A 13228-nucleotide genomic window follows, 5' to 3' on the forward strand; every position below is an offset into this window, starting at 1 on the left:
CGGTCGCGCCGCTCAACCAGCGCGCCAGCGGACTGACGCGGGCGTGCTGCGCGGCTCGTGGTTCCGCGGCGCCGCGGGGTTCGGTGACCTCGCGCTGGGCGCGGTCGCGGCGATCGAGCAGGAGCGCTCGTTCTGCTACGCCTACCACGCGGATCTCGACACCATCGGGCACTTCTACGGTCCGGGTTCCGAGGAGTGGTTGCTGCAGCTGGAGTTCGTGGACGCGCTGGCCGAACGAATCGGGAGGCGGATGCCACCTGGTTCGCTGCTGGTCGTCACGGCCGACCACGGAATGATCACCGCGGACGAGCGGATCGACTTCGACACCGAACCCTTGCTGTGGGAGGGAGTCCGAGTGATCGCCGGTGAGCCTCGCGTGCGCTACCTGCACACCGAGAGCGACGAGGTGGCGGACGTGTGGCGTGAGTTCCTCGGAGCCGGCGCGGAGGTCCTGTCGAGGGAGGACGCCGTGGAGGCCGGCTGGTTCGGCCCGGTCAGCCCGCTCGCGGTGGACCGCATCGGAGATGTCGTCGTGGCGATGAAGAACTCCGCGGTGCTCGTGCGCAGCCAGGCGGAACCGGTGTTCAGCAACCTGAAGGGGTTCCACGGCTCCCGGACGAGAGCGGAAACGGCGATTCCGGTGCTCTTCCACGCCTCGCTTTAGGATCACCGGACGTGACGATCGAACTGCCAGGACCCATCGGCTTCGTGCTCGGCGGCGGAGGAAGCCTCGGCGCCGCGCAGATCGGCATGCTGCGCGCGTTGCAGGAACACGGCGTGCGCCCTGACCTCGTCGTCGGCACCTCGGTGGGCTCGGTCAACGGCTCCCTGCTGGCCCTCGACCCGGAGAAGGCCGCGCCCAGGCTGGCCGTGCTGTGGGAGGGCATGACGCGCCAGCGGGTGTTCCCCGGTGGCCCGATCGCGCAGCTGAAGTCGTTGCGCACCAACAAGACCTACCTGTTCCCGAACACCGGCCTCGCCGGGGTGCTGAGCGAAGGCCTCGACGGCTGCACGGACTTCGCTGGTTTGACGCTGCCGTTCGGCGCGGTGTCGGTGGACTGCGTGACCGGGGAGGCGGTCAACATCACGTCGGGCTCGTTGGTTCCCGCGATCCTGGCGAGCGCGGCGATACCCGGCGTCTACCCGCCGGTGCGGATCGACGACCGCGTGCTCTACGACGGCGGCGTGCTGGCGAACGTCCCGATCAGGCAGGCGCTGGCGATGGGTGCGAAGTCGTTGGTGGTGCTGGACTGCGCGTTCCCCGGCCACCTGCCCGGCGTGCCGGGGACGCTCGCGGAGACGCTGTTGTTCTGGGCCACCCTCGGCATGCGCAACCAGGCCGTGCTGGAGGTGGAGCTCGCCTCGCAGCACGCGCCCGTGCTGTACCTGCCTGGGCCGCCCGTGCAGGCCGTGACGCCGCTGGACTTCTCGCACACCGCGGAACTGGTCGAGGCCTCGTACCTCGCCTCTGCCGCGTTCCTCACGACTTTGGAGGTCACGGGTGCCGGGCTGTACGGCCACCCGTCGCACGGTTGAGACATCGGCTCATTTGGAGCATTTATCGATCCAGGTGGCCATGTAACTCGCTCATACCTCCGATGACCTCTTGAGCGCGGCCGTCGATTGGCGTAGACCTTTGCGCGGGAACACCGAGCACGTCTTCCTTCCGCCGCAGGAGGCGTCCACCAGGAGGCTGGCTCGTGCGCAAAACGTTGCGTCGTCTCGGCGTGTTGATGACCGCCGCTCTACTCGTTGCAGGCGTGAGCTCTCCTGCGCACGCCGAGGTGCTGCATCCCCGGCAGGACTGGCTGCGTGCGTCCACGTCGGGTCTGTTCCTGCATTGGGGGATGCGGACGAATCCGGGCTACACCAGTTGCAGCGCCTGGGAGGCCGCCGTCACGAACGGGGGCTGGTCGGCCAAGTACTGGGTGGACGAGGCGAAGAAGCTGCACGCGCAGTACCTGGTGCTGGCGTCGTTCCACTCGCGGCTCGGCTACGCGCGGGCGTGGCCGTCCTCGATCCCCGGCAGCTGCTCGACCAAGCGCGACTTCCTCGGCGAGCTGATCGACGCCGCGTCGGCGCAGGGGCTGAAGGTCATCAACTACATGACCGACGACCCGCAGTGGCACAACGAGGGCGGGCACGAGTGGCTCGACTCGGCCGGTTACTCGAAGTACAAGGGCAAGACGGTCAACCTGCAGGAGCGGCCGGGGTTCGGGCAGTTCAGCTACGACAACTTCGTCGAGGTCATGCAGCGGTACCCGAAGCTCGCGGGTTTCTGGATCGACAACGACAACGCGTACTGGGAGCAGAACGGCCTGTACGAACGGATCCGGCGTGATCGGCCGGACATGGTCCTCAGCAACAACAACGAGGACACGGCGATCATGGACACGATCAGCAACGAGCAGAAGACCGGCATGACGCCGAACTACGACTACCCGCAGGCGGTCTACACGGCGGCGCCGCGGTTGATCGAGGCGTGCTTCAAGCTGCCGAGCTCCGGTGCGTGGTGGTACTCCGGCTCGAACTCCGCCGTCGACTACAAGCTGACGCTCGGCCGGCTGATCACCAACGCCGGTAGTGACGTCAAGGCGTTGATGGCCGAGACCGCGATGGTCAACGGCAGGTTCCCGGGGAACCAAGCTGCCTTCAACAACTTCACCGACGGGTATCTGCGCGACATCTGGGAGTCGATCGGCGGCACGTACGGCGGCGGGTACTTGAACGGCGGGCTCAAGCCCGGGTTCTGGAACGACGGCGCGCACGGCGTCACGACCGTGTCCAAAGCCAACCCGAACCAGCACTACGTCCACGTGCTCACCAGGCCGTCCGGATCGACGCTTCGGGTGCGGGACAACGGTTACAAGGTCAGTCGCGTCACGAACCTGCGCACCGGCGCGGCCGTGTCGTGGTCGCAGTCCGGTGGCACCCTGGCTTTGACCGGAGTTTCTTCCTGGGACCAGTACGACACCGTGTTCAAGGTCGAGACAGCGGGGCGCGAGGGGATCATCCCGGCCTCGACGTACACGATGAGCGCGTCGGCTTCGGGTTCCGGCCACCCGGCCTCGCACGCGGCTGACGGCAACTACCAGACCTATTGGGACGCAACGGGTGCGGGCACGGTGTCGTTGCGCTTCGACCTGGGTTCGGCTCGGAAGGTCTCGTACGTCGCGTTGAACCAGCGTGAGGACTCCACCACGTATCCGGCATCGAATTCCGCACGCATCAAGAACTACAACGTCTACACGTCCAACGACGGTTCCAGCTGGACTTCCGTGAAGTCCGGTTCGCTGGCGAACCACCGCGGTGTCCAGTTCATCGACCTGCCTGCCGGGACGACGGCACGGCACATCCGGGTGGAGAAGACGTCGACGCAGGGCAAGGCGCAGCTGCGGATCGACGAGGCGTGGCTCGGCTCGGCCTACCCCGGCGCGGGCACGCCCACGCCGGAGTCGCGGTACGAGGCCGAGAACGGCGTCGTGACGCAGGGCGTGGTGGAGTCGAACCACGCCGGGTTCTCCGGCACCGGCTTCGTCAACTACGACAACGTCGCCGGATCCGCGGTCGAGTTCAAGGTGCGGGCCGAGACCGCCGGACCGCGGCAGGTGACGCTGCGGTTCGCCAACGGCACAACGGCGAACCGGCCGCTGGACATCTCGGTCAACGGCTCACTGGCCGTCGACGAACAGGCGTTCGCGGGCACTGGGGCGTGGACGAACTGGCAGTCGGTGACCGTGACACTGAACCTGGAGGCGGGCGAGAACACGGTCCGGGCGGTCGCGACGACTGCCAATGGTGGCCCGAACCTGGACCACCTGGAGATCCAGCCCGCATGATTTAGCACAACAGCGCGCGCTCGATGTTGTGCTCGACGATTTCCCGCATCGCGTCCCGGTGCGGGAAATCGCCGTCCAGCAGGCGAAGCGGACCCTCCACAAGCGACAGATACTGCGCCAGCCGGTACAGGTTGAGCCGGGCAGGGTCGAGGCCGTCGACGGGACGGTAGTGCGGACCGAACCGCAGCTCCAGGAACACGTGCTCCCACTCGACGTCGAAGAACATCACGCCCTCGATGTCGATCAGCACCGGCCGGCCGCCGGCCACGAGCACGTGGTCAGGCCCCAGCTCGCCGTGGATCAGGCCGTACTCTGCGCGCGGCTCTATCAGCGAATGCCGTTGCCGCAGCTGGGTTTCCAGCCGATCTCGTTCGGCGGCGATGCGCGGGACCCGCTCGCAGCACGCGTCGAGGTGCCCGAGAGCCCGCTGCAGAACGACGTCCGGCACCGGCGGCGCGTCAACGGGCTGGAGCGCGCTCGGGCGGCCGTAGCGCGGGCTGAGCCGTTGGTGCACGGCCCGGAGGTCCTCCCACAGCCGGTCGAGCACCTCGGCGCTGTCGTCGAGCAGTTTCTCCAGGAACTCGCCGCCGAGGTCCTCGACCACGATCACGTCGCTGTCGACCAGCACCAGCCGCGGCACGCACGCCCCAGCCTCGGACAGCGCGGTGTGGGCGGTCAGGAACAGGTCGCGCCCGCTCGCGTTGCCGAACAACGGGTCCGGCTCGTGTTCCGGCCAGTAGTCCTCGGAACGGCGCCACACATAGGCGATGCCCGTCGTGCCGTCGTCGAGCGTCAGGCGGTAGACGCCCTTCTTGCTGCCGCCGTGCAGACGGACCACATCGCGCAGTTCGCGGCCGTACGCCGCGTGCGCGATGTCCGTCAGATCGGCCACCCCCAGATGTGCCACGCTCCGGAACGTTAGAGCGGGGCGCGTGAAACTGGTGCCAACACTTTCCAGGCGGGCGGACACAAACAGGTATGACGAGCGAAGATCCTGACGACCGCACGTTGTGGTCGCAGGCCGCTGGGGGCAGTCCACATGCCTTCGGGGTGCTGTTCGACCGGCACGCCAAGGCGGTCTACAACCACTGTTTCCGGCTGACCGCGTCCTGGGCCGAGGCCGAGGACCACCTGCAGGCCACATTTCTGCTGGCCTGGCGCAAGCGTGCCGAGGTTCGGCTGGAGCGCGAGTCGGCGTTGCCGTGGCTGCTCACGGTGGCGACGAACGTGGTGCGCAACGACCAGCGGTCGCTCACGCGGCGGCTGCGGAATCTGCGGCGCGTGGGCGAGGAGCGGCCGGTGCCCGACCACGCGGACCGGGTGGCGGAGCGGCTCGACGACCAGCGGGAGATGAAAGAGCTGCTCAGGGCCGTGGTGAAGCTGCCGCGCAACGAACGTGAGGCCCTCGCGCTGTGCGTGTGGTCCGGGGTGTCGTACGCGGATGCCGCGGCGGTGCTCGGCATCGCCGAGGGCAGCGTGCGGGCGCGGGTCAGCAAGGCCAAGTCGAAGCTCCAGCAGCACCGCGAGCTCGTGCACACCGGGGAGGACCGATGACCAGCATGCTTCCGCCCACCCGAGACCTGCCACCCGGCCGCCAGGCGCAGATCCGCGCCGAGCTCGAACGGACCGTCGCCGGACGGCGCAGGTCCTCGCGCCTCACCGTCCCGATTCTCGCCGCGACTGCCGCGGTGGCTGCCGTGGCGACGAGTGTCGTGCTGCTCAGGCCAGGTCCGCCGGAGCCCACGCCCGCGGTCCAGGTCACCACGTCACCGACTCCGGTGACCTTCGACTTCGGGATCCCGGCCGAAGAGGTCGCGGCGATCGAGGAGGGCTGCGCTGGATCCGCCGGCACCGCGCGGCCGAAGCTGCGCCAGCTGTTCAACGACCAGACCCGCTGGGCGCTGCTCTACGGCGACAAGGAGGCGCTGATCTGCAGCATCGGCGTCGGTGGCGACCCGTACAACTCCGCCTTCGGACAAGCCGCCGTGTCGTGGCTGCCAGGGCACTTCTCGATCGAGTGGCAGGGCGCGCGCGCCGGCGGCGACATGGACGGCAAGCCCGCCTCTGTGGGTGTGCCCGGCAACCGCACGGTCGTCGGCCGGGTCGACGACAAGGTGGCGCGAGTGACGTACACGGCCGATGGCCAGACCATCGAGGCCAAGGTCGCCAACGGCACGTACGCCGCGCGGATCTACTACCCGTCGAGCTGGGGCATTCCGCGCACACCGACGAACGAGATCGTGCGGGTCTACGACGCGGCGGGCAACCTGCTCGGCACCAGCAGCGACCTGCAAGACGCCTGCTTCTACGAACCGCAGAACGGCGAGATCGTCTTCGGTGACCGGCGCAAGCCGAAGGAGCAGTGCCAGGCCGCGACGCCCTGGAAGTAACCCCTGGAAGTAACCCTGCCAACAGCGGCTACCGACCGGTTGGTCTTACCGACATACTGGTTGGTATGACGACTGTGGCGAACTTCGGCGGCACCAGCCACTACGCGGACCTCGACGGGCCCGTGCACTGGGTCGACTTCGGCGGGCCGGACGACGGGCCGAGGGTGGTCCTGGTGCACGGGCTCGGCGGCTCTCACCTGAACTGGGCGCTGCTGGCGCCGCTGCTCGCGAAGAAGGCCCGCGTCACGGCCGTCGACCTCGCAGGGCACGGTCTGACCAACCCGGAGGGCCGTCAGACCACGGTCCAGGCCAACGCGCGGCTGCTCGGCCAGTTCATCAAGGAGATCGTCGGCGAACCGGTCGTCCTGGTCGGCAACTCGATGGGCGGGATGATCTCGCTCTTCCACACCGCCTACAACCCCGGCCTGGTCAGGGGCCTGGTGCTGGTCGACCCCGCGCTGCCGATGGTGTTCGGGACGCGACCGGACCCGACGATGCTCGGCACGTTCTTCATGTACTCGGTGCCTGGCCTGGGCGAGCGGTTTCTGGCCAAGGCGAAGGCGGTGCCGGCGCGGCGCCAGGTCGAGCGCGTGCTGGAGCTGTGCTGCGCGGACCCGACGACCATCCCCGAGGAGCTCAAGCAGGCGTCAGAGCACCTGATCGGGGAGCGCGCCAAGGTGCAAGGGCTGGACACTGCGTTCCTCGCGGCCGCGCGCAGCACCGTGTTCACGTCGTCCAAGCGCGGCGCCTACTACGCGGCGATGGCCAAGATCCGTGTGCCGGTGTTCCTGATGAGCGGTGACCGGGACCGGCTGGTCAACGTCGCCGCCGCCCGTTACGTGGCCCGCAAGCACCCGCATTGGCGCTACGACGAGTACGCGGGCATCGGTCACGTGCCCCAGATGGAGATCCCCGAGGTGGTGTCCGAGCGGGTCTTGGACTGGATGGACGCCAACCGCCTGAGCACGTCTCTGAGCTGACCGAGCGTGAGCCGCTCCCGCAGCACGGGGGCGGCTCCGGTCAGGACGAAGTGGTCGTCGAGCTGCTCGACGCCGGTCAGCTGGATGCCACGCGGCAGCTCCGGCACCGCGAAGACACGAGCCGGCAGCCACCTGTGCAACCGCACGTGCAGCTCCGAGCCGACCAACCGGACGGTCAACGGCAACCAACTGACCCGTTGTAACTCCGGAATGTCCGAAAAGTCCACCTCGACGCGGAACTCGACGGGCGACGACACCAAAGTCGCGGGCGGGTTCACGTGCACGTCCCGGCACACGACGGTCGCGCGGCGAGCACGCCAGCGCGACCACCGCACGTTCTCCAGCTCGATGCGGACGTCGTCGACCTGGCCGAGCGCCAGTCCGAGGGCGCCCAGCCGTGCGTCGAGTCCTACTACGGTCAGGTGCAGGTCGTGCGCACCCGCCTGAACCGTCAGATCGTGTCTCAGGCCTTCGTCTCCGGCTTCACACCGTTGGTCGCCGCCTTGGCGGTCGCCTTGACGGCTCGCGGCTTGGGAGCGGGCTTCACCGCGGCGGCTTTCTTGGCGGCTTCGGCCCTCGCGGCCGCCTTCTCCTCGGCCTCCGCGGCCAGCGTCACCATCTCGTCGAAGCCGGCGCGGATGCCGTCGGCCAGCAGCTGGACGTCCGGCACGCCGTCGAAGTCGGCGTTGATGCCGAACGTGAACCTGTCCAGGTAGGAGAAGATGCCGACGGTGATCCGGATCGTCGAGGCGATCGGCACGTACGGGAACATCTCCACCAGCGGGCGGCCGAGCATGTAGAGCGGGATGCGCGGGCCCGGCACGTTCGTGGTGACGGTCTGCAGGATCTGCTGCGGGAACCGCATCGCGGTCCGCGAGCCCAGCGCCATCAGTGTCGGCGCGGCGAAGTTGCTGAGGTTCGTGATGACGTCGGCGCCGGCGGCCTGGCGGGAGCTCTTCAGGTCGTCCATCTGCGCGCGGATCGACGCTAGGCGCTCGACCGGGTTCGCCTCGCCGACGGGCAGGTTCACCAGCACGGCGCTGACGCGGTTGTTCAGCTCGTTGTGCTGGTCGGCCTTGCGCATCGACACGGGCACCATGGTCCGCACGACCATGCCCTCGGTCAGCTCGCCGCGCTTCTCCAGCAGGTCACGGAAACCACGCGTGATCGCCGTGAGGATGACGTCGTTGACCGTGCCGCCGGCGGCCCTGCGGATCTGCTTGATCTCAGCCAGGTTCGCGCGCGCCCACACCCACCGGCGGTGTGGCCCAATAGGACCGTTCAGCGACGTCGCGGCACGCGTGACGAGACGGCGCGCGGTGCCGGGCAGGCTGCTCAGCACGGTCTTGCCGAAGTCCACGATCTCGTTGAACGAGCGCAGGTTCCGCGCGAGCGCGGGCAACGCGGAGAGGTGCTGCACGGGCGTCACCACGGCGTCGCGCACACCGTCGACGACCAGGTCGAGCGTCGAAGGCTGCGGTGCCGGCTTCCACTCCTTCGGCTCCGGGAGTGTCGTCTCCTTGTTGAAGTCGAGGATGAGCTGCAGCATGTCCGTTCCGGACACTCCGTCGATCATGCAGTGGTGGACCTTGGAGATGATGGCCCAGCGGCCACCCTCGAGGCCCTCGACGAGCCAGGCCTCCCACAGCGGCTTCTTGTCGTCGAGCTTCTGCGCGAAGATCCGGCCCGCGAGGTTGCGCAGCTGGTCCTCACCGCCCGGCGACGGCACCGCGGTGTGCCGCACGTGGTAGAGGATGTTGAAGTGGTCGTCGTCGACCCAGACCGGACGGCCGACGTGGAACGGCAGGGCCTTCACCTTCTGCCGGTAGCGGGGGACCTGGTCCATCCGCGACACGAAGAGGCGGATCACGTCGCCGTAAGACGGCGCCGGGCCGTCGAAAACCAGGACGGAACCGACGTGCATGGGCACGTTCTCGTCCTCGATGAAGTAGAAGCCTGCGTCCAAAGAGCTCATCCGATCCACTTGAAAAAGGGTAGAGGAGCTTTGCGTCTGAATCGACGTCCATGCAGGTGAGAGGCAGTGCACACGTGTGAGGTTGCCAACGTGTTACCTGGACGTGGCGAATCGAGACTCGAAAGTACTGGCGAAAAGATCGTTCACGAAACATCATGGACTCACTGGGCAACGCCGCCCAGGGCGCCGGCTCGGGGTTGTCGACGTGTGGGGAGGCTCCTATGTCTGCCGTACCTTCAGACGAAGTCTTCGAAGTTCCTGCTGCCTCTCCCCTCCACCTCGTCAGAGGATCGGCGCCGGGCCTGTTCTGGTACCTCACCGAGCCCACCCGCTGCGCCCTGGACGTCAGCGAGTTCGTCGCCACGCGCTCGATGCTCAAGGGCGCGCCGGCGGGCGACGGTCATCCGGTGCTGGTGTTCCCCGGTCTCGGAGCCGCTGACTCGTCGACGGTGATGCTGCGCCGGTTCCTGTCCGGTTTGGGCTATCAGGTGCACCGCTGGGGCCTGGGCCGCAACATCGGCCCGACCCGCCGCGCCGTCGACGGCATGCACGCGTTGGTGAAGAAGGTCTCCGACGACTTCGGCGGACCGGTCTCCATCGTGGGCTGGTCGCTGGGCGGGATCTTCGCGCGCGAGATGGCGCGGGATCATCCGCACCGGGTGCGTCAGGTGATCACGCTGGGGTCGCCGTACAACATGTCGGATCCCGTGCAGTCACGGGCGATGCCGGCGTTCGCACTGTTCTCGCGCCTGCACATCCCGCGCGAGGAGTTCCCGCCGCTGGAATCGACGCGGCCGCCGATCCCGGTGCCCGCCACGTCGATCTACTCCAAGACGGACGGAATCGTCTCGTGGGAGTCGTGCATCGAGGAGTCCGGGCCGCGGCGGGAGAACGTCCAGGTGTCGTCGTCACACCTGGGATATGGTTTCAACTCCACCGTTCTGTGGGTCGTGGCTGACCGGTTGGCGCAGGCGGAGGGCACGTGGGCGCCCTTCGCCGCGCCGCCGGGGATGGCCGGCCTGTACCCGCGGGCCGCCTGACTCATCCAAAAAGATCTACTTCGTCATCGGTTTGCCGTTCGCCGTGACGTTGGTGAACTTCAGGCCGTCGACGTTCTTGACGGTGTTGGTGGTGGAGCCGACACCGTTGAACTTGCTGTCGCGGACCTCCAGCCCCTTGACGTGCTCCTGCGACAGGCCGGACACGTCGAGGACCTTGGAAGCCTTGGTGCAGCTGGAGTTCGAGACGAAGAACGGGCCGAACTTCGGCACGTTGTTGCCCGTCTGCGAGTTGTAGGTCGTGGTGACGTAGACGAAGGCGCGCGCGAACGTGCCGGAAACGCTGTCCAGGTTGATGTTCTGCGAGAAGCCGCCGCGTTTGGTGTTCGACTTGACGTACAGGGCGAACTTGGTGGCGTTGACGCAGTTGAGCTTGTAGCCGTAGACGTTGCGGATGCCGCCGGTCTGCTCGGAGCCGCACGTGATGGCGCCCCAGTTGCCGTTCATGCGGCAGTTGACGACCACGAGGTTCTGGCACGGCACGTTGATCCGCCTGCCGTCCTCGTCGCGGCCGGACTTGATGGCCACGTTGTCGTCGTGGGCGCCGAGGTCGCTGTTGGAGATCACGACGTGGTCGCACGACTCCGGGTCGCAGGCGTCGGTGTTGTTAGCGGCCGTTGACGGGTCTGTGTGCACGTCGTCGACCGTGACGTTCTTGCAGAGCGTGGGGTGGATCTGCCAGAACTTGGGGTTCTTCAGCGTGACGCCCTGGATCAGCACGGTGTCGCACGAGTAGGGCTCGATGAACGTCGAGCGCATGTTCTTGCCCGAGCCGGGAACGACGCGCTTCTCGGGCGGGGTTCCCTTGGCCACCAACGACTCCAGGTACGAGCGGTCGCTGCCCTTGTTCCACGAGCCGGTGGCGCCGGCGTCGAGCGTGCCCTTGCCGGTGATGGCGATGTTGGTCTGCCGGTGGGCGTAGACCATGGGGGAGCGGTTCATGCACTCGATGCCCTCGTAACGCGTGAGCACGGTCGGGAACTTCGAGGCATCACCTGAGAACTTGAGCAGCACGCCGTCATCGAGGTGGAAGTCGACGTTGCTCAGCAGGTGGATCGCGCCCGTGACGTAGGTGCCCTTCGGGACGATCACGTGACCACCGCCCGCCGCGTTGCAGGCGGCGATGGCCTTCTTGAAGGCTTCGGTGTTGTCGGTCTTGTTGTCGCCCTTGGCGCCGTACGCGGTCGCGTCGAAGTTCTTGTCCGGGAACGACGGGAGCTTCGTGTTCCGCACGATCTCGTTGGCGGCCGGCCAGGGGAGTTCAGGGACCGCGACCGCGAGTGCGGTTCGTGCCAGGACCGGTGTGGCGATCGCGGCCACGACGGTGGACTTCATCAGCAGTCGACGGTTGATCCTGCCGTCCATTCGACGTCCTCTTCCACGGTGAAGGAAACGTGAGCGGCGGCGTTGCAGAAAGACTGTAAACGTTTGCGGACCGTTAGTCGAGGAGCTTGAACGCGGCCAGGGCGAGCTTGACCCGTGCCGGGTCGGCCACGTCGAGGACGCGGCCGATCTGCTCCAGGCGGCGCGAGACGCTGCTGTGGTGCAGGTGCAGCAGATCGGCGGCCTCGGCGTAGTGAACCGGTGGCGCAGTAGGCGTCCAACGTTTCCAGGTCTCGGCGGACAACGTGGCGACCGCGGCCACGTCCGCGTTGGCCCGCAAGGCCTCCGCGGGCACCTCGGCGAGCAGCGCCAGCGCTCCCAGGTCGGGGTAGCGGACGACGGACGTGCGGGCGGTGGTGAAGCGCAGCGCCACCTGTGCCTCGGTCCACGCCCGTGCAGGGGTGGGGATCGGCGCCGACGCCCGCGCGGACGCCGGGAGGGAAGTCGCCCAGTTTCGTCGCCAGCAGGACGCCCGCGTCACCCACGAGGGCTGCCTTGACCAGATGTGAAAGGTAGTGATGAGACGAACCGGTCCGTCTCGTTTGCTGAGCGTCGCACACCGCCGCAGCGACCCGGTCGAGCGCGAGTGCCGAGCTGACCGCGGCGACGTGAACCCGTTGATCCGGCGCGAAACCCAGTAGCCGCAACGCCCGCGCACGGCCGGCTTCGTCGCTGCCGGCGCTGATCGCCAACTCCACCAGCGCGGGATCGGCCATGGTGGTCCGGGCTGGGCCATAACGCTCGACGACGGCTGCGACGGCGATCGCGAGCCGGTCCAGCAGCACCTCGTCGAGGGGTCCGGCCTCGGCGCGTTCCAGCCAGACCTCGCCGATCTCCTCGTCGTCGAGCGTGATCGGGGTCCTGGACGACACCTGCTGCCCCGCCGTGGCCTCGGTGCCGCCCGGCGACATGCGGATCACCTTGCCGGTGCTGTGCAGGCGGATGCCCGTGACGCACTCGGCCAGGCCAGCCGACGCTCGCGCCAGGGCGGGGAGATCGACGCGGCGACGCATCAGCGTGTCGTAGAACATCACGACCCTGATCGCGCCCTCGACGTGCGAGTCCAGGTTCGACAGCCGGGTCGCCAACGCCTCCATGAGGCGACGATAGCGACGATCGTCGCGCTACCGCCCCGGATTGCGCGACGCGCGTCGGCTGAAGATCGGCGGGGAGATCGTGAGGATGGTGAGCATGGATCCCGAGTTGGAAGCGTTCATCCCGTTCTTCCCGAAAGCCGATCTGATCGATGTGGAGAAGGAACGGGCGTTCCTCGCCGAACTCTCCTCCGGCATCCCGGCGGAGACCGACGGCATGGAGATCGAGGACCGCCTGGTGCCAGGAAACCCCGAGGTACCCGTGCGGATCTACCGGCCGCACGAGGCGCACGGCACGGTCATCTGGATGCACGGCGGTGGCTGGTGCATCGGCGACGTGGAGACAGAACATCCGTGGGCGTCCCGCGTTGCCGCACGCTCGCAAGCCGTCGTGATCTCGGTGGGTTATCGGCTGGCGCCGGAGAACCCGTTCCCGGCCGCGCTGGACGACGCGTGGACGGTGCTGCGGTGGGCCCACGAGACCGCGGAGGACCCGGACCTCGTCGCGG

The 13228-nt window shown here is 67.9% G+C and carries 14 protein-coding genes; 9 read left to right on the forward strand and 5 right to left on the reverse strand.

The genetic code is table 11. The annotated features are described in order from the left end of the window. The 3 genes from FXN61_RS39370 to FXN61_RS39380 form a co-directional block, all read left to right on the forward strand. Positions 1-664, forward strand: a 664-nt coding sequence (locus tag FXN61_RS39370) for an alkaline phosphatase family protein (RefSeq protein WP_167978986.1), incomplete at its 5' end; no start/stop codon positions are given. A gap of 11 nt (positions 665-675) precedes the next feature. Next, positions 676-1536: a patatin-like phospholipase family protein gene (locus FXN61_RS39375; protein ID WP_312878351.1), complete on the forward strand. Its 861-nt coding sequence runs from the start codon at positions 676-678 to the stop codon at positions 1534-1536. Between the two features lie 197 nt (positions 1537-1733). Next, positions 1734-3839: a discoidin domain-containing protein gene (locus FXN61_RS39380; RefSeq protein WP_246292651.1), complete on the forward strand. Its 2106-nt coding sequence runs from the start codon at positions 1734-1736 to the stop codon at positions 3837-3839. Position 3840: 1 nt separating this feature from the next. Here the strand turns inward: FXN61_RS39380 and FXN61_RS39385 are convergent, their stop codons facing one another. Beyond that, positions 3841-4746: a phosphotransferase gene (locus FXN61_RS39385; protein ID WP_312878352.1), complete on the reverse strand. Its 906-nt coding sequence runs from the start codon at positions 4744-4746 to the stop codon at positions 3841-3843. A 71-nt stretch (positions 4747-4817) separates the two neighbouring features. Here FXN61_RS39385 and FXN61_RS39390 point away from each other — a divergent pair, with 71 nt between their 5' ends. The 3 genes from FXN61_RS39390 to FXN61_RS39400 all read left to right on the forward strand — a co-directional run bounded on the left by FXN61_RS39390 (position 4818) and on the right by FXN61_RS39400 (position 7209). Continuing rightward, on the forward strand, positions 4818-5393 hold the full coding sequence (locus tag FXN61_RS39390) for an RNA polymerase sigma factor (protein ID WP_167978987.1): 576 nt from the start codon (positions 4818-4820) through the stop codon (positions 5391-5393). Next, a complete protein-coding gene (locus FXN61_RS39395) occupies positions 5390-6229 on the forward strand; it encodes a hypothetical protein (protein WP_167978988.1) in 840 nt (279 codons plus the stop codon). Before FXN61_RS39390 ends, FXN61_RS39395 begins: the two co-directional genes overlap by 4 nt. Positions 6230-6294: 65 nt before the next feature. Then, entirely contained in the window at positions 6295-7209 is a 915-nt protein-coding gene (locus FXN61_RS39400) for an alpha/beta fold hydrolase (RefSeq protein ID WP_167978989.1), read from the forward strand. On the opposite strand, the gene FXN61_RS39405 is transcribed toward FXN61_RS39400, so the two are convergent. Both FXN61_RS39405 and FXN61_RS39410 read right to left on the reverse strand, forming a co-directional pair. Next, entirely contained in the window at positions 7119-7544 is a 426-nt protein-coding gene (locus FXN61_RS39405; RefSeq protein WP_167978990.1) for a hypothetical protein, read from the reverse strand. The genes FXN61_RS39400 and FXN61_RS39405 overlap by 91 nt on opposite strands. A gap of 128 nt (positions 7545-7672) precedes the next feature. Further along, positions 7673-9184: a WS/DGAT/MGAT family O-acyltransferase gene (locus tag FXN61_RS39410; RefSeq protein WP_188135983.1), complete on the reverse strand. Its 1512-nt coding sequence runs from the start codon at positions 9182-9184 to the stop codon at positions 7673-7675. Positions 9185-9405: 221 nt separating this feature from the next. Between FXN61_RS39410 and FXN61_RS39415 the strand changes: the two genes are divergently transcribed. Further along, a complete protein-coding gene (locus tag FXN61_RS39415) occupies positions 9406-10224 on the forward strand; it encodes an esterase/lipase family protein (protein ID WP_167978992.1) in 819 nt (272 codons plus the stop codon). Positions 10225-10239: 15 nt separating this feature from the next. On the opposite strand, the gene FXN61_RS39420 is transcribed toward FXN61_RS39415, so the two are convergent. Together FXN61_RS39420 and FXN61_RS53470 are read right to left on the reverse strand one after the other, a co-directional pair. After that, on the reverse strand, positions 10240-11607 hold the full coding sequence (locus tag FXN61_RS39420) for a glycoside hydrolase family 28 protein (protein ID WP_167978993.1): 1368 nt from the start codon (positions 11605-11607) through the stop codon (positions 10240-10242). A 73-nt stretch (positions 11608-11680) separates the two neighbouring features. Next, positions 11681-12106 (reverse strand): helix-turn-helix domain-containing protein, encoded by a 426-nt coding sequence (locus tag FXN61_RS53470; protein WP_246292646.1) that lies wholly within the window; start codon positions 12104-12106, stop codon positions 11681-11683. A 368-nt stretch (positions 12107-12474) separates the two neighbouring features. On the opposite strand from FXN61_RS53470, the gene FXN61_RS53475 reads away from it, so the two are divergent. Continuing rightward, positions 12475-12651, forward strand: a complete 177-nt coding sequence (locus tag FXN61_RS53475) for a hypothetical protein (protein ID WP_246292647.1) — start codon at positions 12475-12477, stop codon at positions 12649-12651. Positions 12652-12816: 165 nt separating this feature from the next. Then, on the forward strand, positions 12817-13228 hold a 412-nt coding region (locus FXN61_RS39430), incomplete at its 3' end, for an alpha/beta hydrolase fold domain-containing protein (RefSeq protein ID WP_167978994.1).

This window comes from Lentzea indica (genome assembly GCF_012184385.1).
Classification (GTDB): domain Bacteria; phylum Actinomycetota; class Actinomycetes; order Mycobacteriales; family Pseudonocardiaceae; genus Lentzea; species Lentzea indica.